This is a genomic window from Halomonas sp. DN3, assembly GCF_024137905.1.
Classification (GTDB): domain Bacteria; phylum Pseudomonadota; class Gammaproteobacteria; order Pseudomonadales; family Halomonadaceae; genus Halomonas; species Halomonas litopenaei.
Genome location: NZ_CP099965.1, coordinates 3,550,308 through 3,572,827 on the forward strand (window position 1 = coordinate 3,550,308; position 22,520 = coordinate 3,572,827).

The 22,520-nt window shown below is 65.6% G+C and carries 18 protein-coding genes; 10 read left to right on the forward strand and 8 right to left on the reverse strand.

What is annotated here, in order from left to right; all coding sequences use genetic code 11:
• Position 1: 1 nt before the first annotated feature.
• Together NKF27_RS15290 and NKF27_RS15295 are read left to right on the forward strand one after the other, a co-directional pair.
• Positions 2-1,024 carry an AraC family transcriptional regulator gene (locus NKF27_RS15290; RefSeq protein ID WP_253552948.1) on the forward strand — a complete coding sequence of 341 codons (1,023 nt, stop codon included), beginning with the start codon at positions 2-4 and terminating at the stop codon, positions 1,022-1,024.
• A gap of 658 nt (positions 1,025-1,682) precedes the next feature.
• Complete coding sequence (locus tag NKF27_RS15295) at positions 1,683-3,680, forward strand: TonB-dependent siderophore receptor (RefSeq protein WP_253556487.1); 1,998 nt, start codon at positions 1,683-1,685, stop codon at positions 3,678-3,680.
• A 132-nt stretch (positions 3,681-3,812) separates the two neighbouring features.
• Here NKF27_RS15295 and NKF27_RS15300 read toward each other — a convergent pair whose 3' ends face one another.
• Genes NKF27_RS15300 through NKF27_RS15310 form a run of 3 tightly spaced genes read right to left on the reverse strand, consistent with a single transcriptional unit; the run spans position 3,813 to position 6,246 of the window.
• Positions 3,813-4,778 (reverse strand): biotin-dependent carboxyltransferase family protein, encoded by a 966-nt coding sequence (locus NKF27_RS15300; RefSeq protein ID WP_253552950.1) that lies wholly within the window; start codon positions 4,776-4,778, stop codon positions 3,813-3,815.
• Entirely contained in the window at positions 4,775-5,497 is a 723-nt protein-coding gene (gene pxpB / locus NKF27_RS15305) for a 5-oxoprolinase subunit PxpB (RefSeq protein WP_108132500.1), read from the reverse strand. Before pxpB ends, NKF27_RS15300 begins: the two co-directional genes overlap by 4 nt.
• On the reverse strand, positions 5,494-6,246 hold the full coding sequence (locus NKF27_RS15310) for a 5-oxoprolinase subunit PxpA (RefSeq protein ID WP_253552952.1): 753 nt from the start codon (positions 6,244-6,246) through the stop codon (positions 5,494-5,496). Before NKF27_RS15310 ends, pxpB begins: the two co-directional genes overlap by 4 nt.
• Before the next feature lie 313 nt (positions 6,247-6,559).
• On the opposite strand from NKF27_RS15310, the gene NKF27_RS15315 reads away from it, so the two are divergent.
• The 4 genes from NKF27_RS15315 to NKF27_RS15330 all read left to right on the forward strand — a co-directional run bounded on the left by NKF27_RS15315 (position 6,560) and on the right by NKF27_RS15330 (position 10,194).
• On the forward strand, positions 6,560-6,997 hold the full coding sequence (locus NKF27_RS15315; protein WP_045992313.1) for a VOC family protein: 438 nt from the start codon (positions 6,560-6,562) through the stop codon (positions 6,995-6,997).
• 131 nt (positions 6,998-7,128) lie between these two features.
• A complete protein-coding gene (locus NKF27_RS15320; protein WP_253552953.1) occupies positions 7,129-8,121 on the forward strand; it encodes a TRAP transporter substrate-binding protein in 993 nt (330 codons plus the stop codon).
• Positions 8,122-8,277: 156 nt separating this feature from the next.
• Complete coding sequence (locus NKF27_RS15325; protein WP_108448300.1) at positions 8,278-8,835, forward strand: TRAP transporter small permease; 558 nt, start codon at positions 8,278-8,280, stop codon at positions 8,833-8,835.
• Positions 8,836-8,889: 54 nt separating this feature from the next.
• Positions 8,890-10,194, forward strand: a complete 1,305-nt coding sequence (locus NKF27_RS15330) for a TRAP transporter large permease (RefSeq protein ID WP_045992316.1) — start codon at positions 8,890-8,892, stop codon at positions 10,192-10,194.
• Between the two features lie 21 nt (positions 10,195-10,215).
• Here the strand turns inward: NKF27_RS15330 and NKF27_RS15335 are convergent, their stop codons facing one another.
• The 4 genes from NKF27_RS15335 to NKF27_RS15350 all read right to left on the reverse strand — a co-directional run bounded on the left by NKF27_RS15335 (position 10,216) and on the right by NKF27_RS15350 (position 15,187).
• Positions 10,216-11,214: a hypothetical protein gene (locus tag NKF27_RS15335; RefSeq protein WP_253552955.1), complete on the reverse strand. Its 999-nt coding sequence runs from the start codon at positions 11,212-11,214 to the stop codon at positions 10,216-10,218.
• Complete coding sequence (locus NKF27_RS15340; protein ID WP_253552957.1) at positions 11,211-12,461, reverse strand: ComEC/Rec2 family competence protein; 1,251 nt, start codon at positions 12,459-12,461, stop codon at positions 11,211-11,213. Before NKF27_RS15340 ends, NKF27_RS15335 begins: the two co-directional genes overlap by 4 nt.
• Positions 12,462-12,617: 156 nt before the next feature.
• Positions 12,618-14,417: an ABC transporter ATP-binding protein gene (locus NKF27_RS15345; RefSeq protein WP_045992321.1), complete on the reverse strand. Its 1,800-nt coding sequence runs from the start codon at positions 14,415-14,417 to the stop codon at positions 12,618-12,620.
• Positions 14,418-14,575: 158 nt separating this feature from the next.
• The gene (locus NKF27_RS15350) at positions 14,576-15,187 is read right to left on the reverse strand and encodes a superoxide dismutase (protein ID WP_045992322.1); all 612 of its coding nucleotides are present in this window, start codon (positions 15,185-15,187) and stop codon (positions 14,576-14,578) included.
• A gap of 383 nt (positions 15,188-15,570) precedes the next feature.
• Here NKF27_RS15350 and NKF27_RS15355 point away from each other — a divergent pair, with 383 nt between their 5' ends.
• From NKF27_RS15355 to NKF27_RS15370, 4 genes are all read left to right on the forward strand, one after another.
• Entirely contained in the window at positions 15,571-16,338 is a 768-nt protein-coding gene (locus NKF27_RS15355) for an ATP-binding cassette domain-containing protein (RefSeq protein WP_045992323.1), read from the forward strand.
• 107 nt (positions 16,339-16,445) lie between these two features.
• Positions 16,446-17,345 carry an ABC transporter substrate-binding protein gene (locus tag NKF27_RS15360; protein ID WP_253552958.1) on the forward strand — a complete coding sequence of 300 codons (900 nt, stop codon included), beginning with the start codon at positions 16,446-16,448 and terminating at the stop codon, positions 17,343-17,345.
• A complete protein-coding gene (fhuB, locus tag NKF27_RS15365; RefSeq protein WP_253552960.1) occupies positions 17,332-19,338 on the forward strand; it encodes a Fe(3+)-hydroxamate ABC transporter permease FhuB in 2,007 nt (668 codons plus the stop codon). Before NKF27_RS15360 ends, fhuB begins: the two co-directional genes overlap by 14 nt.
• Positions 19,339-19,388: 50 nt before the next feature.
• The gene (locus NKF27_RS15370; protein WP_253552962.1) at positions 19,389-19,955 is read left to right on the forward strand and encodes a peptide-methionine (S)-S-oxide reductase; all 567 of its coding nucleotides are present in this window, start codon (positions 19,389-19,391) and stop codon (positions 19,953-19,955) included.
• A 227-nt stretch (positions 19,956-20,182) separates the two neighbouring features.
• Here NKF27_RS15370 and NKF27_RS15375 read toward each other — a convergent pair whose 3' ends face one another.
• Positions 20,183-22,321 carry a TonB-dependent siderophore receptor gene (locus tag NKF27_RS15375; protein WP_367399242.1) on the reverse strand — a complete coding sequence of 713 codons (2,139 nt, stop codon included), beginning with the start codon at positions 22,319-22,321 and terminating at the stop codon, positions 20,183-20,185.
• Positions 22,322-22,520 lie beyond the last annotated feature (199 nt).

Below are 22,520 nucleotides of genomic sequence, written 5' to 3' on the forward strand. Positions count from 1 at the left end.
GATGACCGCTGCAAGCCACGCGCAAGCCTGCGAGTCGAGTGGTGATCAGCCTCGCTCGCGCCCGTTGGCCGGGGCCGCCGCGGGACTTGGTGATACCCGGGTCATCCGCGCGCGGGACTTTCTGCGCTTCGGCCAGCGCCACGGCATCGACTACCGCTTCGACGGTGCCCGCTTCCCGGCGGTGGCCCACCACCTGGAAATCCTCAGAGGCCGCGTCATCGAGGAAGAGGTGCGCAGCGGCTGGCATCTGACCTTTTCCGATGTCGAGGTGCTCAAGCCCTACGACTCCTGCTCCACCATGGCCTCGCCGCTGTTTGTGTGCGTGGTGATGGAAGGCGCCATCGTGGTCGACACCGGAGGACGGCGACAGCGACTCACCGCCGGCAGCGCACTGAGCGCCCGGCTCGCCGATCAGGTTTCCCTGCGCGTGCATCAGGATGAGGGGCAGCGGTTGCGCACCCTGAACCTGTCGCTGGACCAGGCCGCGATCGCCTCGTTGAGCCAGCGCCCGGACATCACCGAACTGCTCGACGCCCCGCGTCCTCATCTGCACGTCTGGCCACTGCCGGGCTATCTGGCGCCGATGCTCGAACAGGCGGTCATGCCGCAGCCTTCCCCCGGCCAGCGCCAGCTATTGATGGAGGCCATCGGCCTGCAACTGCTGGCCCACGGCCTGCGACATCCCGGCCCGCGCCAGCGCGGTGACCTGCCCCTGCCGGAGCGCCAGCGGCTGGAGCGGATCCGCCAGCGGCTGCACGACTTTCCCGCCGAGTCCTACTGCCTGGAGCAGCTGGCGGCGATGGCGTCCATGAGCGCCTCGGGCCTGCGCGCCAAGTTCCAGCGCCTGTTCGGCGTTTCGGTCTTCGACTACCTGCGAGAACGCAGGCTGACCCTGGCCCACGAGCTGCTGGCCCAGGGCGCCAGCGTGCAACAGGCAGCCTTCGAGAGCGGCTACAGCCACGCCTCCAACTTTTCCACCGCCTTTCGGCGGCGCTTCGGGGTCTCACCCCGCGACGTTGGCTAGACGCTTCCAGGACGTTCGCCCTTCGCCCAGCCCCCCTGGGCACCTCTCTCCCCGAGACCTCAACTGGATACAGTACACCGCAACGGCACCCAGCCGTCGGGCGGTGCTTCGTCGGTGACTGGATCCACTACATCAGCTAGGGCTTGTCTGAAAAGTGCCTGCGCTCGGTAATACGGCGTTACAAATCGGATCAACATGCTCATTTACACCCCGTAAACTGCGCTTTCTCACCGATTTTTGCCTTGTCTAACCTTCGCTCGTCGACTTTTCGGACAGCGCCTAGCACTCGCTACGCCGATCGCACTTGGCTACTGAGGTTTCATTATCGGCGCAGGTCCTGTCACCCCGCATAAGGTTCTTGGCGCCGCGCATAAACAGGCCCACTCGCAAAATGTAATAATTCGCATTACCGAAACATGACCGCTTTGTTCAGGTGCCTACCCCGTGGCGCCATTCCCTGCTCCCAATGGTAAGCGACTACATGCGTATCACCTCGACCCTGCCCTTCGCGCTGACGCCTTTCGCCCTGAAACCTTTCGCCTTGAAAGCTGGCCCGGCGCTGCTGGCGGCCAGCGTGTCCTCCGCCGCACTGGCCCAGACCACCCTCAGTGACAATGCCGTCAATGCCGGCACCTCCACCAATACCGAACTGGGCACCATGACGGTCACCGGCCAGGCCGCCACCAAGACCGATACGCCCTTCCTCGAGACGCCCCAGGCCACCTCGACGGTCAGCGCCGAGCAGATCGAGCGACGTGGTGCCCAGACGGTGCAGCGGGCGCTGGACTACACCCCCGGGGTCTATACCAACCAACTCGGGTCGTCCAACCGCTACGACTATCTGGTACTGCGGGGCTTCTCCGACGGCAGCCTGAGCAATACCTTCCTCGACGGCCTCAAGCTGATGGGCGACACCAACAGCTTCAGCTCGCTGAAGGTCGACCCCTGGATGCTCGAAAGCATCGAGGTGGTAAAGGGACCGGCCTCGGTGCTCTATGGTCGCGCCTCCCCTGGCGGCCTGGTCGCGCTGACCAGCAAGCGCCCTGAGTTCAGCGACAGCCCCACCGGCGAGGTGCAGGTCGGCTTCGGCAACAATGACCAGCAGCGCGCCGCCTTCGATGTCACCGGCAGTGTCGACGAAGGCCAGCGTGCCGCCTTCCGCCTGACCGGCATCGCCCGCTCCTCGGATACCCAGTTCGATCAGGTCGAGGAAGAGAGCTACGCCATCGCGCCGTCGCTGACCTGGGACATCACCGACGCCACCACCCTCAACCTCAATGCCTATGTCTCGCGTGAGCCCGAAGGCGGCTATCACGCCGGTCTGCCCTACGACGGCACGGTGACCAGCCATGCCGGCGGGCATATCGACAACACCTTCTTCGAGGGCGAGGACGACTACGACAACTTCGAGCGCGACCAGACCCTGCTGGGCTATGAGCTGGAGCACCGTTTCGGCAACGGCATCACCGCTCGCCAGAAGCTCAAGTATCTGGAATCCGACGTCGAGATGGACCAGGTCTTCGCCTACGGCTGGGCCAACGACACCGAGCTCAACCGCCGCTACTCCGGCGCCGACGAAGACCTCGAGGCCTGGACCGTGGACAACCAGCTCGAAGCCAACTTTTCCACCGGCGGCTTCGAGCACCGGGTGCTGACCGGGCTCGACTACCAGACCCGCGAGAACGACGTGGTCTGGTCCAGAGGCACCTTCCCCAACATCGACGCCTTCAACCCGAGCTACGGTGCCGGCCCCATCGGCGATATCGTCGTGATCACCCGCGAGAAGCACGAACTCGACCAGGCCGGCGCCTATCTGCAGGACCAGATCAGCTGGGATCGCTGGCACCTGACCCTGGGTGGCCGCTACGACTGGGTCGACATCGAGAACACCAACCTCGATAGCGGCGACAGCTCGGATCTCGACGAAACCCAGTTCAGCGGCCGCGCTGGCCTGCTCTACGCCTTCGACAACGGCGTCTCGCCCTACGCCAGCTACTCGACCGCCTTCACCCCGACCAGCTTCGTCGATGCCTCCGGCGATCTGCTCGAGCCGATGGAGGGCGAGCAGCTGGAAACCGGGCTCAAGTACCAGCCGTTGGGTACCCAGGACCAGTACTCCATCGCCCTGTTCCATATCACCCAGGAAAACGTGGCCACCAAGGAGCAGCCCACCGATCCGTATCGTGCCGTGGGCGAGATCGAATCCCAGGGGATCGAGCTTGAGGCGCGCACTCAGCTCACCGAGGAGCTGAGCTTCCAGGCCGGCTACGCCTACACCGACATCACCTACGCCGAAAGCGATGATCCCAGCGAGGAAGGCAACGACGCCATCTACTCGCCCAAGCACATCGCCTCGGTATGGGGCTACTACGACTTCCTCAAGGGACCGCTGGCCGGACTCAACACCGGCCTCGGGGTGCGCTACCACGCCGATATCCAGGCCGACCGCGACAACACCAAGTCGGTCCCGGACTACACCCTGGTCGACGCCACCCTGGGCTACGACTTCAGCCAGGTCGGACTGACCAACGTCAGCGGCCGCCTCAACGTCAGCAACCTGCTGGACGAGGACTACGTGGCCTCCTGCAACTCGCTCGAATTATGCTACTTCGGCGCCGAGCGCAGCGTCAGCGCTACCCTGAGCTATCGTTTCTAGCCACTGACCCGAATGAAGGAAAAGCGCCCCGTCCATGAACGGGGCGCTTTGCGTTTCGGCCCGACCGCTATCCTCGCCTGCTGCTGCACCGGAATCCGCAGCAAGGCGTTGTTGGTGGGCAGTCCACCGCTCCTACTCCCAACGGGCAAGCTGTCTCAGATGGTCATCGCGGGCACGCTCCGGCGACACCGGCACCAGGTGCACCTCGGTGCCAGGCAGGCACTGGGCCAGGCGGGCGCAGGCCAGCGGGGTCAGCCCCCCCAGGCGGGGGTAGCCGCCGATGGTCTGGCGGTCGTTCATCAGGATGATCGGCTGGCCGTCCGGCGGTACCTGTACCGCCCCCAGCGGAATGCCCTCTGACACCATGCCGCTCATGCTGCCCTCAAGCTGCGGCCCGGTCAGGCGAATCCCCATGCGATCGGCGCGCTGATCCAGCGTCCAGACGTCATTGAAGGCGCGATACAGGCTGGTGCCCGAGAAGCTCGCGATCTGGGCCCCGGGCACCAGCGACAGCGCCAGCGGCCCGTCGCTTGCCGTGACCAGAGCCCCCGGCTCCCCATCAACGTCCCGCTGCCCCGAATCGGCGTCCCGCTGTGGCAGGCGACGATCGCCGCCCGAGGGCCGATCCTGCTTGGGCGTCAGCACGTCGCCCTGGGCCAGCGGCTTGCCGAAACCGTCGAGGCCACCGAGCCCTTCACGCACGGTGCTCGTGACGCTGCCCATGATGGCGCTCGCCTCGATCCCGCCCGGCAGCGCCAGATAGGCGCGCAGGCCGCTTTTCGGCCGTTCGAACACCAGCCGCTGGCCACGCTTGAGCGTTACCGGCTCCGCCAGGGCCAGGGGTTCGCCGTCCAGGGTCGCGCCCAGGTCGGCACCGGCCAGCGCCACGCTCACGTCGGCCTCGGCCACCAGCGCAAGGCCGCCAACCATGATCTCGATGCCGGGGGCGTCCGGGGCGTTACCCAGCAGCCAGTTGGCCCAGCCCAATGCCACCCAGTCCATGGCACCGCCCTGGGTCACGCCCAGATGGCGCACACCCTGGCGACCACCGTCGACCACCAGCGCCAGGGGACCTGCGCGTTCCACCTTGAGACTCATGCGCCGCTCTCCTCGGCCGGGGGTTGGGGAGTGGTGTCGCCACCCTGCGCCTCGAAGGTGGCGCGGTCGATGGCCACAAAGCGCACGCGATCGCCGGGCTTGAACAGGGTGTAACCCTCGCGCTCGCGATCGAACAGCCGGGTGGCGGTGCGTCCGATCAGGTTCCAGCCGCCAGGCGACGGCGCGGGATAGACGGCGGTCTGGCGATCGGCGATGCCGACGCTGCCCGCGGCCACCTTCTGGCGCGGTGTCTTGAGTCGAGGCGTGGCCAGGGCGTCCTCGACCAGTCCCATGAAGCCGTAGCCGGGGGCAAATCCCAGCGCGAAGACGCTGTAGTCGTGGGCGCAGTGGCGTTCGATGACCTGGTCGGCGGTGATGCCTGCGCGCTGAGCGATCAGCTCAAGCTCAGGGCCGACGCTTGCGTCATACCACACCGGGATCTCGTGCAGGCTGCCGTCCTCCGTCGCACGGGGCGACAGGTTCGCCAGGGCCTCGCCGAGGCGCGCTCGGGCCTCGCCAAGCGACAGCCTGCGGATATCGAGCTGCACCAGCACCGTGGTATAGGACGGCACCACCTCCAGGGCATCCTCGCCAAGCCGCTCGCGGATGGCGTCCACCGCCGCCAGCACCCAGGGCATATGCGACTCGTCGATGGCGTCGAACAGCCGCACGATCAGGCTATCGAAGGCCACCGTCTCCAGACGTGGGCTCGGCGTCATGCCCCCTCCAGCTGGTCGAAGGCCTCACGGATGGCGCGCACCGCCGCCACTGAACTCTCGTTGTCGCCGTGCACGCACAGAGTATCGGCGGGAAGGACCAGTTTGGTGCCGTCGCGGGCGGTCAGCGCCTCGCCCCGGGCCAGGGTCACCGCCTGGCCGACGATGGTGTCCTCATCGTGATGCACCGCGTCTGGCTCACGCCGGGACACCAGCCGACCTTCGCCGTCATAGGCACGGTCGGCGAACACCTCGAACCACAGGCTGACACCCTCCTCCTCGGCAAGCGCCCTCACTGCGGCGGTGTCGGCGGTGGACATCACCAACAGCGGCAGTCTCCCGTCATAGGCCTTGACCGCGCGCATGGTGGCGCGCAGCAGTTCCATATTGGTGGCCATGTCGTTGTAGAGCGAGCCGTGGGGCTTGACGTAGCCGACCCTGGTGCCCTCGGCACGACAGACGCCGTCGAGGGCACCGATCTGGTAGAGCAGCAGGTTCTCGGCTTCGCTCGGGGACACCGCCAGGCTGCGCCGGCCAAAACCCACCAGGTCGGGATAGCCGGGGTGGGCGCCGACCAGCACCTCGTTGGCCACGGCGTAGCCTACGGTGCGCCGCATCACGTCAGGGTCGCCGGCGTGGAAGCCGCAGGCGATGTTGGCGCAGTCGATATAGGGCATCACGTCGGCGTCACGGCCCATCTTCCAGGCACCAAAGCTCTCGCCAACGTCGCAGTTGAGTCGGGGTATCGGCATGGGGCAGCCTCTGTTGTCGACGTCCTCTGGTGAACCTTCGCCAATGGACGTCAGGTGGTTAACGAACCTGTTATTGTCGTTTTCCGCTGTCTTCTGTCGCCTTCGTGGCGTCCAGCGCGCGCTCCGAGCACTTGCCTTCGAGCCTTTTCGTGGATGCTTCGATCGCGTTGCCGGGGCGCCACACAATCTCCTCTTGTCAGTTGAATCTAACGCCCGAGTCGATTCCCGACAAATTCGGCAAGAAGATTGACGCCACGATCCTCCCCGGCCAAGAATCAGTGATATACCCCTTCACGCACTCCGGAGTTTCCCCATGGCCGTCAGCGATCCCTTCCATCTTGCCATTCAGGTCCGTGATATCGACGAGGCCCGCGAGTTCTATGGCAACTTTCTCGGCTGCCCCGAAGGCCGCAGCTCCGAGTCCTGGGTCGACTTCGACCTCTACGGCCATCAGTTCGTCTGCCACCTGAACCCCGGTCTCAAGGACGCCGCCGACGCTGCCCACAAGAACCCGGTGGACGGCCACGGTGTGCCGGTGCCGCACTTCGGCGTGGTACTGGAAATGGACGCCTGGGAGGCCCTGGCCGAGAAGCTCAAGTCCCATGGCGTCAAGTTCGAGATCGAACCCTACATCCGCTTCAAGGGCGAGCCCGGCGAGCAGGCCACCATGTTCTTCAAGGACCCGTCCGGCAACGCACTGGAGTTCAAGGCGTTCAAGGATCGCGAAAGCCAGCTGTTCAAGAAGGCCTGAGGGCCCTGCGGCATCGGCAAGGCGGCTTGATCTTCAACGCCATCCTGCCCGATGCTGCATAGTCAGACTGATACCTCCATCACGACACGTCGTTTTCACCGCCACGTTTCTACAACAACAAGGTAGGCATCATGACTCGATACTCCTCCCTGGGGCTGGCCGTTGCCGTGGCCACACTCTCCACCGCCACTGTGGTCAGCAGCGCCCAGGCCGCCGAATGGAACCTGGCGACGCCCTATGGGGATGCCAGCTTCCACACCGAGAACACCAAGCAGTTCGCCGAAGACGTGCGCGAGGCCACCGATGGCGAGCTCGACATCACCGTGCACTCCGGCGGTTCGCTGATCAGCCACGGCGAGATCAAGCCATCGGTGCGCCGTGGTACCGTCCAGGCCGGCGAGATCTTCATGTCGATCCTGTCCAACGAGTCGCCGGTGTTCGAACTGGACACCCTGCCGGGGCTCGCCGGCAGCTACGACGAGGCCTGGGAGCTGTGGAAGGCGAGCAAGCCGGTGATCGAGGAGCTGTTCGCCGAGCAGGGCATGAAGCCGCTGTACGCAGTGCCCTGGCCGTCACAGGGCATCTACACCGACTTCGAGTTGAATGACCCCGCCCAGTTCGAGGGACTCAGAGTACGTGCGCCCAACATCAATACCCAGCGACTGACCGAGAACCTCGGCGGCCTGCCCACCGAGACCGAGGAGTCGGACATCCCCACCGCCTTCTCCACCGGCCGGGTCGACGCCATGATCACCTCGGTGTCCACCGGCGAGTCGATGGCGGCCTGGGACTATGTCTCCCACTTCTCCGACGCCAACCTGTGGATTCCGAAGAACATCATCTTCGTCAATCAGAAGGCCTTCGATCGCCTGGATGAGGCGACCCAGCAAGCGCTGATGGAAGCGGCGGCCGAGGCCGAAGAGCGCGGCTGGGAGGCCAGCAAGGCCGATATGGAAGGCAGCGCCCAGGCCCTGGAGGAAAACGGCATCACCATTGGCGAGCCCAACGAGGCGGTGGCCGGAGCCCTTTCCGAGGCCGGCGACAAGCTCTTTCAGGACTGGGAGAGCCGCGCCGATGACCGGGCCAAGGCGCTGATCGAGGACTACCGCGCCAATACCGAATAGCGCTAGGGACGAGCGGTGGGGAGTGTCCTCGCCGCTCGTTCGTTGTCCCGTTCACGGCCTGTCTTTCGCAACATGGCACGTCACGACGCCGTGCAAGAAGGGTGCGGTCAACGACTCACGGACAACGTATCGCTCCACTGACGCCAAGGATCGCCCATGAAGTTTCGCCTGATGCCGCTTTACCGCCTTGGTGGGCTGGGTGCGGCCGCCTCCATGGTCGCCATCTGCGGCCTGATCACCATCCAGGTGCTGTTTCGCCTGCTGGATGCCCTGCTGGTGCTGTTCGGCGGCGCGCGTCTTGGCCTCGAGATCACCGGGGTGTCGGAACTGGCGTCCTTCCTGCTGGTGGGCGCGACCTTTCTCGGCATGGCCTACACCTTCAGCCACCACGCCCACATCCGCATGTCGCTGGTGATCCAGCGCCTGCCGGCGGCGGTGCGCGCCTTCACCGAACTGTTCTGCCTGGCGGTGGCTTCGGCGCTCAACGCGCTGTTGTGCGTATCGCTGTGGCAACTGATGCACGAGAGCCTCGAGTTCGACGACGTCTCCTCGGGACTGCTCGCCGTTCCGCTGTGGATTCCCCAGCTGGCGTTGCTGGTCGGCATGGCCCTGATGAGCCTGGCCCTGGCCGAAGCGCTGATCTACACCGCCAGACAGGCGCTGACGGCGCCACGCCGCTTCGAGGCCCCGGACGAGGAACCCAGCCATGACTGACCCGAGGATTCCTGTTCGCCTGCAGCGCCTGTCTCGCCAGGAGGGCTTGCCGAGATGCTGACGATCAGTCTGGTCACCCTGCTGGCGCTGGCGGTGCTGCTCGGCAGCGGCGTGTGGATCGCCTACGCCCTGCTCGGCACCGGCTTTATCGTGCTGACGCTGTTCTTCCCGCTGGAGCCCGGCCCAATCCTGGCCTCGGACTTCTGGGGCGCCAGCTACGGCTGGGACCTGACCGCGCTGCCGATGTTCGTGTGGATGGGCGAGATCCTGTTTCGCTCGGGGCTCGCCAACAACATGTTCCAGGCGCTGTCGCCCTGGCTCGGACGTATTCCCGGACGCCTGTTGCATTCCAACATCATCGGCAGCGGGCTGTTTGCCGCGGTCTGCGGCTCCTCGGCGGCGACCTGCGCCACCGTCGGCAAGATGACCCTGCCGGAGCTTGAAAAGCGCGGCTACGACAACGACCTGGCCATCGGCACCCTGGCCAGCGCCTCGACCCTGGGGCTGTTGATTCCGCCGTCGATCATGATGATCGTCTACGGCGTGGTCACCGAACAGTCGATCTCTCGCCTGTTCATCGCCGGCGTCGGGCCGGGACTGATGCTGCTCGGTCTGTTCATGACCTACGTGATCGGCTGGTCGCTGCTGGTGGGCAATCGTCGTGGCGCGGTGGGCAAGCGCGACAGCGACATGCCGCTGCGCCAGAAGCTGTCGGGAAGCCTGCAACTGCTGCCGCTGCTGGCGCTGATCGGCGGCATCCTCGGCAGCATCTACGGCGGGCTTGCCTCGCCCACCGAGGCCGCCGCCTCGGGGGTCGTGCTGTCGATGCTGATCGCTCGAGCCAACGGCCACTTCAACAGCACTATCTTCAAAGACGCCCTGTTCGCCGCGGTGCGCACCTCCTGCATGATCGCCTTCATCATCGCCGGGGCCTCGTTTCTTTCCTCGGCCATGAGCTTCACCCAGTTGCCCATGGACCTGGCCGAGAAGATCGGCGCCATGGGTCTGTCGCCGGCCTGGCTGCTGGTGGTGCTGACCCTTTTCTTGCTGGTGCTGGGCTGCTTTCTCGACGGTATCTCGCTGATCCTGCTGGTCACCTCGATCATCATGCCGGTGATCGAGACCGCCGGCTTCGATCTGATCTGGTTCGGCATCTACCTGGTCATCGTGGTCGAGATGTCGCAGATCACCCCGCCGGTGGGCTTCAACCTGTTCGTGATCCAGGGCCTGACCGGGCGTGACATCATGTCGATCACCCGCGCCACGCTGCCGTTCTTCCTGCTGATGATCGTGGCCATCGTGCTGATGAGCCTGTTCCCGGGCATCGCCACCTATCTGCCACAGGCGATGAGCGGCTGAGGCCTACGACTGCCCTACCCATCAGGCCTGGTGGCGCTGCCTGAGCGTCTCGATCACCTCTCCCAGACGACGCCTGGCCTCGCCGTCTGGCTGCTCGGCGACCAGATCATCCAGCACCTGAACCACGTCGGCGTCACGGCGAGCCCGCGCCGCCTTGCCAGTCTTGTCGCCCGCGTCGTTTACCAGCAAGGCGCAGATCACCCGGTCCAGAGTGCCGAACAGAAAATCGATGCTGTAGCCGGCGAGAAAGCCCAGGGCGGCGCCGCTCAGCGCCACCTGTGCGCCCTGATCGGTGGGAATCTGGGAGACGAACAACACGATGGCGCCACCGGAGAGCGTGCCCAGCACGATGCGATTGACATGCTCGCCGATCCGCGCGGGATCGAAGGTGCGACTGTACAGCCGGGTCGCGGTCACCCGCAGCACAAAGGCGAAGGCCCCGAGGGCACCATAAAGAAAGGGCTCTGTGTGGCGAAGTCCCTCGTAGATAAAGTCGAGCGCGGTATTCCAGTGGGTCCAGTCGAGCCCAGAGGACGGCCGGCCAGTATCGATGGCGTACATCAGCACGTTGGAGCCGATCACCGCCATCACCACCGCCCCGGTCCACCACCAAAGGCGAATCAAGTACTTGCCGGTGCGGCTGTCGCGCATTCGACCATCGCTGTCCGGGCGCGTCGCCGCCAGGGTACGAGGCGAGATACCTGGGTAGAGCCGGGACAGGCGCCGGTAGCAAACCACCACGCCGGCCAGTTCTTCGGTGGTCAACAGCTCCTTGCGATCGGTCCTTTCCTTGGCCACGAAGTAGGCGGTCAGGTCGATCTCCGGCGGGTAACCTTCGAACTCCTGGGCGTAGTCCAGCAGCGCCGTGGTGTCGTCGAGCAGCTTGCGGATACGCTCTCCGCAGCCATCTTCACTGCCGTTGCCGTTGCCGTTGCCGTTAAGATTGTCACTATCGCTGCCGCCGTCGGCATCATCGTCCCTGCGATCGCGACGAGGCCCCTCCTGCTCTGAACTGCTCATCGACAGTGTCCTCCCTCGCTTGCCTGGGTGCGCTCGTCCACCACACAGATCAGGCCGTTGATGGTGTAGCTCTCGCCATCGGTATGAACGACGATGTGGCGATTCTCGACGTAGGCCCCCAGGTAGCTTCCACCTTCGCCCTGGCGCGTCTGGAACAGCAGCGGTGCCGGGCTGAGCTTGGCCAGGCGATCCAGCGGAGCCTGACGCGGCAGGCGATAGCGCAGGTTCACTCCGCCATCGCCGACGCTGAGCACGGCCACCTCGGGTCTCAGCGTCTGCACAAAGGTGTCGCTGGTGCTGGTGTCGGAACCGTGGTGATTCAGCTTGAGCACGTCGACGTTGCCCACCTGGGCGGCGACGAAGGCCTCCATGGGTACGCTGCGAGCGCCGCCACCGGTGAGGTCGCCGCCGGTGAGGTCGCCGCCGGTGAAGTAGCGAAAGCGCCCGTGCTCGATGATCAGTGCCACGCTGCGGGCGTTTTCACGCCGTGGATGAAGTGACTGCTCACCGACCTCGCAGAAACCGATATCCCCGGCCAGGTGCCGGCCGCCGGCTGCGGCCACCTGGATACGGGTGTCGGCGCCCAGGCGCAGCTGGGGATGATCGGGACGACAGTCGGGGACAAGCTCGATCAGCCGCGCCCCCACGGCCCGGGCCGCCGCCAGGTACTCGCCGTACTGGGTGTCGCGGCCGGTGGGAGACAGCACCTCGGGCTTGATACCGGGTCGCTCCAGCACCGTCTCGACGGTGATGCCCGCCTCGATGAGTTCATCGAAGCCACCGATATGGTCGGCGTCATAGTGGCTGGCGAGAAAATAGTCGAGTCGATCGATCCCCAGTGCGATCAGGGCCGGCGCCACCACCCTGCGGCCATCACCACGATTTCCCGCATCGATCAACAGACTCTGACCGCTGCCGGTATCCACTACCAGGGTGGCGTCGCCCATGCCCACGTCGAGATGCAGGATGCGCAAGTCGGCAAGGGCCGGCGTCGTTGCCAGGCAACCCAGCAGCAGAGCGGCCCGGACCAGGGCTCTCGGTCGCCAAGCCACCAGTAAACAAGCCGCCAGTAAACAAGACGCCGACACTCGCAGGGCGCGCATCGCCAAGGCAGGTGCAGCTATGCCCTGTACAACAAAGCCCGGTACAACAAAGCCCGGTACAACAAAGCCCGGTACAACAAAGCCCGACAGCAGACGATGGAACGCCCGGCGACGAACCCCGTCCCCGAGCAGTACGCAGCTCATCCTTCACGCCTCATGCAGCATAGGAAGTTACTACTTACTTACCCTAGACTGCACGGGCGGCGCTGGCGAGCCGTATCCTCCACACCGGAACCGGTTCCGGGGCCTGTTCCTGGGCCGGCCCCGGGCCCACGGCCAAGCCCCACGCATCGCGCCAGGTCAGGGCGACGTGGCTGCCACCGTCGCCGCCTCGCCGGTCTGCACCTGCCACTGGGCGGCGTAGCGCCCACCCCGGGCGATCAACTCGGCGTGGTCTCCGCGCTCGACCACCTGCCCCCGCTCCATCACCACGATCTGGTCGGCGTGGACGATGGTCGAGAGCCGGTGGGCGATCATAATCACGGTACGCTCACCGCCGATGCGCGACAGCGAGCGCTGAATCGCCGCCTCGGTCTCGTTGTCCACCGCACTGGTGGCTTCATCCAGCACCAGCACCGGGGGATCCTTGAGCAGCGCCCGGGCCAGCGACAGACGCTGGCGCTGCCCGCCGGACAGGCGCACGCCGCGCTCGCCGACACGGGTATCGAGGCCGTCCGGCAGACGCTCGATGAACTCCCAGGCTTCGGCGGTGCGTGCCGCTGCGATGACCTCCTCATCACTGGCCTCGGGACGAGCGTAGGCGATGTTGTCACGCACGCTGCCCTCGAACAGGTAGACGTCCTGGCTGACCAGGCCGATGGCGTCGCGCAGCGCTCCCTGGCGAAGCTCCGCCACCGGGACGGCGTCGAGCTCGACCCGCCCCTGGTCGGGGTCGTGAAAGCGCAACAGCAGCTTGATCAGGGTCGACTTGCCGGAGCCGGTGGGCCCGACCAGCGCCAGGGTACTGCCGGCGGGTACCGCCAGCTCCACGGCGTCGATACCGGCGCCGCTGCCCGGGTAGTGAAAGCTCACTTCTGAAAAGCGCACCTCGCCACGCACCGGCGTCTCTAGCTCACGGCGTCCATCGTCGCGCACCCGGATCGGGGTAGCGATCAGATCGAGGATGCGCCGGGTGCTGGCCATGGCCCGCTCGAACAGGTCGATGACCTGGGCCAGTCCGGTCAGCGGCCATAGCAGCCGCTGGGTCAAGAACACCAGCACGCCGTAGGCGCCGACGTTGAGCTCACCGGACAGCGCCTGCATGCCACCGACGATGAAGGTGGCCAGAAACCCGGTGAGGATCGCCATGCGGATCACCGGAATAAAGGCCGAGCTGATACGAATGGCACGGCTGTTGGCGTCCACATAGGCCTCGCTGTCGGCCTTCAGCCGAGCCGCCTCGCGGGCCTCTGCGGTAAAGCTCTTGATGGTGGCCATGCCCTGAATATTGTTGGACAGCCGGCTGGACAGCACCCCGACCTTCTCACGCACGTCGGCATAGAGGGGACCGGCCTTGCGCTGAAACACGAAGGCACCCCACAGGATCAACGGCACCGGGGTAAAGGCCAAAAGCGCGATCAGCGGCGACAGCACGAAGAACACCGCCCCCACCGCCACCACGGTGACGGCGACCTGGATCAGCGAGTTGGCACCGCCGTCGAGGAAGCGCTCGAGCTGGTTGACGTCGTCATTCATGGTGGCGACCAGCTCACCGGACGAGCGCGACTCGAAGAACCCCATGTCCAGGCGCTGCACGTGCTCGTAGGCGTCCTGACGCAGGTCGGCCTGCAGGCGCTGGGCAAGGTTGCGCCACAGGATCTGATAGAGGTACTCGAACAGCGACTCGCCGGCCCAGATAAAGAAGGTCAGCACCCCCAGCACAATGATCTGGGAGCTGGCCGAGACGAAGCCGAGCCCCGCCACGAAGCTCTGCTCCTGGTTGACCACCACGTCGATGGCCACTCCGATCAGGATCTCGGGGGCGATATCAAACAGCTTGTTGATCATCGAACACAGGGTGGCGGCGACGATCCGTCGACGATAACCGCGGGCGTAGCGCAACAGGCGCCCTAGCGCCTGCAGGCTGGATGAGCGGGACACGGCGTGAACTCCTTGCTGTCGCACCACAAGGGCGACGACCAATCCAGACGGCGCCCCGACCGGGGCACCAACCAAAAGCGCCGCGGCCCTGGGGGCCGCGGCGCGGGTCTTGCGCTAGCACGGATGACGTCGAGACATCGACGTCAGGCCGGCTTCGCTCAGGCAGTGGCGGCCTGGTAGCGACGCTCGACTTCGTCCCAGTCCACCACGTTGAAGAAGGCGGCGATGTAGTCGGGACGCTTGTTCTGGTACTTCAGGTAGTAGGCGTGCTCCCACACGTCCAGACCCAGCACCGGGGTGTTGCCGTGCATCAGCGGGCTGTCCTGGTTCAGGGTGTTTTCCACCACCAGGGCGCCGTCCGGAGTGACGGAGAGCCAGGCCCAGCCAGAGCCGAAGCGGCCCAGCGCGGCCTTGGTGAAGGCATCCTTGAAGGCGTCAAAGCCGCCCAGTTCCTTCTCGATGGCCTCACCGACCTTGCCCTTGGGGTCGCCACCACCGTTCGGGGACATCACGGTCCAGAACAGCGAGTGGTTGGAGTGGCCGCCGCCGTTGTTGATGACCGGCTGGCGCTTGTCTTCCGGCAGACGCTCCAGGTTGGAGATCAGCTCGTCGACCGGCAGGTCCTCGAGACCGGTGCCTTCCAGGGCGCCGTTGAGGTTGGTGACGTAGGTGTTGTGGTGACGAGAATGGTGGATCTCCATGGTCAGCGCATCAATGGAGGGTTCCAGTGCGTCGTAGGCGTAGGGCAGTTCCGGCAGAGTATGTGCCATGGTGATACCTCCTTCCTTGTCGAAATTGGGCTGGGTTCAGGGGGGATAATCGTATCCCACTCACCAGCTTACGTCATCGTGGGCCTCATACTATAGGCAAGACGCGTTCTTCTCGCTAGCGTGCTCCACGCCAAACGCATTGCCCGCCTGGCGGTGTCGGCATCCCTGCCGCCGTTGAAGAGGCCCGATGTCGTGGACCACAGGGTGTCATCCTTTACGCCCCTTCTACAAGGGTTGATCAATAGTCTTTCAGCGCAACGCCTCCCTGACGTGCATCATTGACAATAACAAACAAATTGATAACCATTCCTATCCATTATCTTTCCTGCCCGGACCAGCCAGCCCAAGCCACCCTGCCCCAGTCACCCAGCGGAGCCGTCTTCATGTTCGATCTTCAGTCCGCTTCCTTCGCGATCCCGGGCAAGACCCTGCTGTCGCCGACCAGCCTGAGCTTCGATGCCGGCCGGGTCCACGGACTGATCGGCCACAACGGCTCCGGCAAGTCGACCCTGCTCAAGCTGATGGCTCAGCAGCAGCCGGCCAGCGAGGGGCGCATCCTGTTCAACGGCCAGCCGCTCGAGGCCTGGGGGCGCCGCGCCTTCGCCCGCGAAGTGGCCTATCTGCCGCAACACCTCCCCAGTGCCGAAAGCCTGACCTGTCGCGAGCTGATCGCCTTTGGTCGTTATCCCTGGAAGGGGCTGCTGGGTCGCTCGCGGCGCGACGATCACGAACACGTGGCGCGAGCCATGGCGCTGACCCACACCGAGGGCTTTGCCGATCGCCTGGTGGACACCCTGTCCGGCGGCGAACGTACCCGGGTGTGGCTGGCCATGCTGCTGGCCCAGGGCAGCCGCCTGCTGCTGCTCGATGAACCGCTGGCGGCGCTGGATATCGCCCATCAGGTGGAAGTGATGACCCTGGTACGCAAGCTGTCGCGAGAGCTCGACCTGGGCGTGGTCATCGTGTTGCACGACATCAACATGGCCTCACGCTTCTGTGATCGCCTGGTCGCCCTGCACAGCGGCCGCGTCATCGCCGAAGGCGACCCGCAGACGCTGATGACCGGCGACCTGCTCGAGGACATCTACGGCGTGCCGATGCAGGTGATGCCCCATCCCTCCGGCGAACACGCGGTGGCGCTGGTGCAATGAGGTTGTCCTTGAATGTCCGCCGTGCTCTGACTGTCCGCCCTTCTCTGGTGTCCCTGGCTTCCCTGCGCTTGCGTTCCGGCCTTTTTCGCTCGGGTGGCTACCATAGCTTGGCGTGGCTGGCGCTGTCGGCCTGGCTGCTGGTGTCTCCGGCCAGTGCCGCGCCGCGAATCGCCAGCCTGGACTGGACCCTGGCCGAGACGCTGATCGCACTTGACGCCCCACCGGTGGCGCTGGCCCAGGTCGGCGACTACGAAAGCTGGGTGGGGCTCGAGGCGCCGCCAGGTGCCACCGACATCGGCCTGCGTACCCAGCCGAATCTGGAACTGCTGTCCGAACTCGACCCCGACGCCATCGTGATCTCGCCGATGTTCGCCAACCTGGCGCCGCGCCTTTCATCGATCGCCGAGGTCAAGCAGCTCGCCATGTACAGCGGCGAGGGCACCTTCTGGTCGCAGTCTCTGGCGCTGACCCGACAGCTCGGCGAACTGGTGGATCGCGAAAACGCCGCCGAGGCGCTGATCGAGGAGACCGAGGCCTACATCGCGGACATCGCCGCTCGGCTGCCCGAGGACACCCGCCCGCTGTTGCTGCTCCAGTTCATGGATGAACGCCACGTGCGCCTGTTCGGTGAGCACAGCCTCTACCAGGCGGTGCTGAAGCGCATGGGCCTGACCAACGCCTGGCGAGGCACCACCAACGCCTGGGGCTTCAGCCTGATCGGCATCGAACAGCTGGCCAACTATCCCGAGGCCCGCATCGTGGTGGTCGAACCCTATATCGCCGGAGTCCGCGAGGCGCTGGCCGACAGTGGCCTGTGGCGCCATCTGGGCAGCGTCCAGCGCGACGACGTCGTCACCCTGCCACCGGTGTGGAGCTTCGGCGCCCTGCCCTCGGCCAGGCGCTTTGCCACCCTGCTGGGTGACGCTCTCGGCACCAGCGCTCCCGACACCAGCGAACAGGCCACCACACCGGATCAGGCACAAGGAAATATCGATGCTCGCCGCTGAATCCCGCGCCCGCCGTACCTCCGCGCTGGGCATCACCGGCCTGGTGCTGGCGGTGGCCTGCATGCTGGCCGCCTTCTACTCCCTGGCCGAGCTGGGCGGCCCCCTGGCGGCGCTTGCTGCCCTGACCGATTCGGGGGCGCTCGGCGCCAATGAACCGCCAGACCCGGAGTCGCTGGTGCTGCACTATAGCTGGTGGCCGCGCCTGGTGATGTCGCTGAGCGCCGGCGGCGCCCTGGGGCTGGCCGGGGTGCTGATGCAGCAGGTGCTGCGCAATCCACTGGCCGCCCCCACCACCCTGGGGGTGGCCAGCGGCGCCAACCTGGCACTGATGGTCGCCACCCTGATGGCGCCTGGCCTGCTGGTGCTGGGCCGCGAGTGGGTGGCGCTGGCCGGCGGTGGCCTGGCCATGGGACTGGTGTTCGCCCTCGGCTGGCGCCGTGGCCTGTCACCCGGCGTCGTGGTACTCGGCGGCCTGGTGGTCAACCTCTACTTCGGCGCCCTGGCGGTGGTGCTGTTGCTGTTCAACCAGGAGGCGCTCAAGGGGGTGCTGGTGTGGGGCGCCGGCTCGCTGACCCAGAACGGCTGGGACGGCGTGCTTTACCTGTTGCCGCGTCTGGTGATCGCCGGCGCTCTGGCCATCTGGCTGCTGCGCCCGCTGGCGCTGCTGGAACTGGACGACGCCAGCGCACGCAGCCTCGGCGTCTCGCTCAAGTGGCTGCGCCTGGGCGGGCTGGGGCTCGCGGTCTTCATCACCGGCTGTGTGGTGGCAGTGGTCGGCATCATCGGCTTTATCGGCCTGGCGGCGCCCAACATCGCGCGCATGGCCGGCGCCCGGCGTCTGCCGGCGCGGCTGGGTTGGTCGATCCTGTTCGGCGCGCTGCTGCTGGCGATCACCGACCTGGTCCTCCAGGGCGGCGTCGACGCCCTGCCTACCCTGCTGCCCACCGGGGCGACCACCGCCGCCCTGGGGGCACCGCTGCTGCTGTGGCTGATCCCGCGCCTGCGCCTAACCGCCCGGCGTCCACCGCCCAGCTCGAACCCGCAGGCCCTGCGTGCCGAGGCCCCCGGGCGCCTGCTGCTGGTGCTCACCGTGCTGCTGGCCCTGGCGACCCTGGTCGGCATTCTGATCGGCCAGTCCAGCACCGGCTGGTCGTCGAGCCTCGACGGCGACGTTCTCGACTGGCGCTGGCCGCGCATCTTCGCCGCCGCCGGTAGCGGCGCCCTGCTGGCCATCGCCGGCACCCTGATCCAGCGGGTCACCGCCAACCCCATGGCGAGCCCGGAACTGCTGGGCATCAGCGGTGGCGCGGCGATTGCGCTGATTCTCACCATCTTCCTGGTGCCAGCGCCGAGCAACCTGACGCTGGTGGGCGCCGGCACCGTTGGCGCGCTGGTCGTGCTCGGCGTGCTGGTGGCGCTCAATCGCGCCAGCGGCTTCCAGCCAGAGCGCCTGCTGCTCAGCGGCGTGGCGATCACTGCGCTGTTCGACGCGGTGCGCTCGATCGTGCTGGCCGGCGGAGACCCACGTGGCCAGCAGGTCATCGCCTGGCTGTCAGGGTCGACCTACTACGTCGACCCGGTCTCGGCGCTGGTGGTACTGGGTATCGGGGCGCTGGCCGCCGTCGCCGCTCAGGCGCTGACTCGCTGGCTGGATATCCTGCCGCTGGGCGCTGCCACCGCCAAGGCACTCGGGATCCACGTCGAGCGTGCCCGCCTGGGCCTGCTGGCGACGGTGGCGATACTGACTGCGGTGGCTACCCTGATCGTCGGTCCGTTGTCCTTTGTCGGCCTGCTGGCGCCTCATATGGCGCGTCTGATGGGGCTGTCCCGGGCTCGCGCGCACCTGGCCGGGGCGGCGCTGATCGGGGCGCTGCTGATGGTGCTGGCCGACTGGGTCGGCCGCCAGTTGCTGTTTCCCCAGGAGATCCCGGCAGGCCTGGTCGCCTCGCTGATCGGCGGCAGCTACTTCATGTGGGGGCTGCGAAAGTTGTAAGCTAAAGGTGTCTTCGGTGACAAAACCGCTCAGCAAACGAGGGAATCCCGATGCACGACAGCCTGCCCCTGCTCCGTCCTTCCCTCGCCCGTCTGGCCCTCGGCGGTAGCTGCTACTGGTGCCTGGAGGCGGTCTATCAGTCGCTGCGCGGGGTCGAATCGGTCCACCAGGGCTGGGTCGCCGCCGACGGCGAGCACTCGGACTTTCATGAAGCCGTGGTGGTGGACTATGACCCCTCTCGCCTGCCCCTCGACGTGCTGATCGAGATCCACCTTTACACCCACCGGGCCACCGCAGACCACCAGCGCCGCGACCGCTATCGCTCGGCGGTCTATGTGCTGACCGAGTCTCAGGCAGCTTCTGCTCGAGACACCCTGGCCCAGTTGCAGGATGACTTCGACGCGCCCCTTCTCACCCGGGTCTTGCCGCTGGTGGACTTTCGCGCCTCGAAGGAGGACTACCACGACTACTTCTACAGCGACCCCTCGCGACCCTTCTGCGAACGCTGGATCACCCCAAAACTCGAGCTGTTGCTCGAGCGCTTTAGCGACGTCGCCGACGGCGAGCGCCTGGCCCGGGCCGGGGTGACGGCGGAGGGCAGCCAGAGCCAGGGCTAGAGAGATAGAAAGATAGAAAGATAGAAAGATAGAAAGATAGAAAGATAGAAAGATAGAAAGATAGAGAGATATGGCTATAGAAAGGCAGGAATAGCGATAGCACTCGCCCCGCCTAGGCCCGCAGCCCTTCCACCGGCAGCCTCCACACCAAGACGCCCGACCGGGAAAACCGGTCGGGCGTCTCGATTCAGAGAGTTGATTTGCGATCCTGAAAGCCCGCCACTGGATCAGAAGCGGTACTTGATGCTGCCGACCACGCTGCGCTCCTCGCCGTAGTAGCACCAGTATTCGCAGCCTGAAACGTACTCTTCGTCGGTCAGGTTGTTGACGTTGACCTGGGCGGTCCACTGGGGCGTGATGTCATAGCTGACCTTGGCGTCCCACAGGGTGTAGGAGTCCACCGTGGCATCAGAGTAGCGCGGGCTGTCCTTGGTCTCGCCCACATAGCGCACACCGCCCCCCAGGTTCAGACCGTGCAAGGCGCCGGGGACCGCGTAGTCCAACCACAACGAGGCCTGGTTACGCGGGATCAGGCCGGCGCGCAGGTCGCGCTCCTCACGACTGATATCGACGCGTACGTCGGTATAGGTGTAAGCGGCGGTGACCTTGAGGTCGTCGGTGACATAGCCCACCCCCTCGATCTCGAAACCCTGGGACTCGCGCTCACCGCCCTGACGGTTGGCCGACTCACCGCTGGTATAGAGGGTATCGCTTTCCTCGAGGTCGAACACCGCAGCCGTGATATAGCCATCCAGCCAGTCCGGGGCATACTTGACGCCGACTTCCCACTGCTCGCCCTCGCTGGGACGATAGGCGCGACCATCCGGATCGGTGCCGATCTGCGGTGAGAAGGACTCGCTGTAGCTCAAGTAGGGCGAGATGCCGTAGTCACCCAGGTACATCACGCCACCGGAGAAGGTGGTCTCGTCCTCGCTGCCGCCACCGTTGTCCTCGCCATCGATGCGGTTGGTCACGTCCACGCTGTCATGACGCAGGCCGGCCAGGAAGATCCAGCGGTCATCCAGGCGAAGCTGGTTCTGGGCGTAGAAGCCGAGCTGTTCCTTGCCTTCCTCGTGATCGGTTCCGTTTCGGGAGCTCGGGGTAAAGTTGCCGTACTCCGGATCGAAGATGTCGAAAGGCGAACCGAAGGCGAAGTCGTCGTAGTTGTCGTAGTCGATATCCAGATCCTGGTAGTCGACGCCGACCAGCAGGGTGTTCTCGGTGCGATCGCTGTACCAGCGGCCGATGGCGCGGGTATCCACCGTGACCGCGTCGAAGTCGCCGTCGCGATAGGTCAGGCCGCGCTGGGCATTGCGGTCGTCCAGCAGGTAGGACACATAGACGTCACGCTCGAGCAGATCCAGATGGCTGTAGCGGAAGTTCTGCTCGATGTCCCAGGTATCGTCGAGACGGTGGGACAGTTCGTAGCCCAGCGCCCACTGCTCGTGTTCCTGGCGCTCGTAGTCCGGCTCTCCCAGGTTGTCCTCGGGGTCGAGCTTGCCGAAGGGGGTGTTGTCCACGGTGCCGTAGGGCAGCTTGAAGCCGTTGGTAGGCGTGCCGTGGTCCTTCAGGTAGCTGGCCAGGAAGGTGACGCTGGTATCCTGCGACAGATCGAGCTCCAGGCTCGGCGCCAGATAGACCCGCTGATTGTCGGTGTCCTCGATCTGGCCATCATTCTCGCGGAACAGTCCGACCATGCGATAGCGCACATCATCGCGCCCTGCCACAGGCCCCGAGACGTCGACGCCCACCTGCTCGTGGTCGTCGCTGCCGTATTGCAATTCGATCAGCCCCTGAGGCTCGTCGGTGGGACGCTTGCTGATGGCGTTGATGACACCCCCGGGAGGCGCCTCGCCATAGAGGATCGAGGCCGGCCCCTTGAGCAGTTCGACGCTCTCGAGGCCGAAGGTCTCGGTGCTCCACCAGAAGTAGCCGCCCTCACGAAACTGACGCAGGCCATCCTGGTACAGTGAGTCCTCGCCATTGAAGCCGCGAATATAGAACCACTCGGCCTTGTTGTCCTGGCCGAACGGCTGGGATACCACACCGCTGCGGTAGCGCAGCACCTCGTCGTACTTGTTGACCTGGCGGTTGTCGAGCTCCTCGCGGGAGACCTGGGAGGTAGCACGAGGCGTCTCGAGCACCGGGGTCTCGACCTTCAGCGCCGAGGTGCTCACCACCATGGTGTCGCTCGTCACCTCGGTGACCGCCTCCTCCTGGGCAAACGCCATCCCCGCCCCGGCAAGCGGGGCCAGCCCCAGCGCGAGGCGCACGGCGATGGCAAGCGGGCGACGGGAGACAGGGCTGCCGGGCAGGAAGTCGGTGAACCGTGAACTGGCGGATGGACGGGGACTGGCGGGTTGCATGCGGTGGGCCTCGGAGCGCATCGAAGACGACAACGAACGACGTTGAACGTTCGTGAAACATGCTCGATATGCTAATTGTTTTCATTTTTACACGCAATCAAGACCAGCTTTCATTTACAGAAATCCTGCCAAAAGGCCGATGTCGATCAAGGGCTGGCGAAACCACCTCGCGCCATCAGCGGCACCAGAGCGTCCCGTC

Coding starts and splice junctions, on each gene's coding strand:
- NKF27_RS15290 (WP_253552948.1), top strand. CDS start 2: ATGACCGCTGCAAGCCACGCGCAAGCCTGCGAGTCGAGTGGTGATCAG.
- NKF27_RS15295 (WP_253556487.1), top strand. CDS start 1,683: ATGACGGTCACCGGCCAGGCCGCCACCAAGACCGATACGCCCTTCCTC.
- NKF27_RS15300 (WP_253552950.1), bottom strand. CDS start 4,778: ATGAGTCTCAAGGTGGAACGCGCAGGTCCCCTGGCGCTGGTGGTCGAC.
- pxpB (WP_108132500.1), bottom strand. CDS start 5,497: ATGACGCCGAGCCCACGTCTGGAGACGGTGGCCTTCGATAGCCTGATC.
- NKF27_RS15310 (WP_253552952.1), bottom strand. CDS start 6,246: ATGCCGATACCCCGACTCAACTGCGACGTTGGCGAGAGCTTTGGTGCC.
- NKF27_RS15315 (WP_045992313.1), top strand. CDS start 6,560: ATGGCCGTCAGCGATCCCTTCCATCTTGCCATTCAGGTCCGTGATATC.
- NKF27_RS15320 (WP_253552953.1), top strand. CDS start 7,129: ATGACTCGATACTCCTCCCTGGGGCTGGCCGTTGCCGTGGCCACACTC.
- NKF27_RS15325 (WP_108448300.1), top strand. CDS start 8,278: ATGAAGTTTCGCCTGATGCCGCTTTACCGCCTTGGTGGGCTGGGTGCG.
- NKF27_RS15330 (WP_045992316.1), top strand. CDS start 8,890: ATGCTGACGATCAGTCTGGTCACCCTGCTGGCGCTGGCGGTGCTGCTC.
- NKF27_RS15335 (WP_253552955.1), bottom strand. CDS start 11,214: ATGAGCAGTTCAGAGCAGGAGGGGCCTCGTCGCGATCGCAGGGACGAT.
- NKF27_RS15340 (WP_253552957.1), bottom strand. CDS start 12,461: ATGAGCTGCGTACTGCTCGGGGACGGGGTTCGTCGCCGGGCGTTCCAT.
- NKF27_RS15350 (WP_045992322.1), bottom strand. CDS start 15,187: ATGGCACATACTCTGCCGGAACTGCCCTACGCCTACGACGCACTGGAA.
- NKF27_RS15355 (WP_045992323.1), top strand. CDS start 15,571: ATGTTCGATCTTCAGTCCGCTTCCTTCGCGATCCCGGGCAAGACCCTG.
- fhuB (WP_253552960.1), top strand. CDS start 17,332: ATGCTCGCCGCTGAATCCCGCGCCCGCCGTACCTCCGCGCTGGGCATC.
- NKF27_RS15370 (WP_253552962.1), top strand. CDS start 19,389: ATGCACGACAGCCTGCCCCTGCTCCGTCCTTCCCTCGCCCGTCTGGCC.
- NKF27_RS15375 (WP_367399242.1), bottom strand. CDS start 22,321: ATGCAACCCGCCAGTCCCCGTCCATCCGCCAGTTCACGGTTCACCGAC.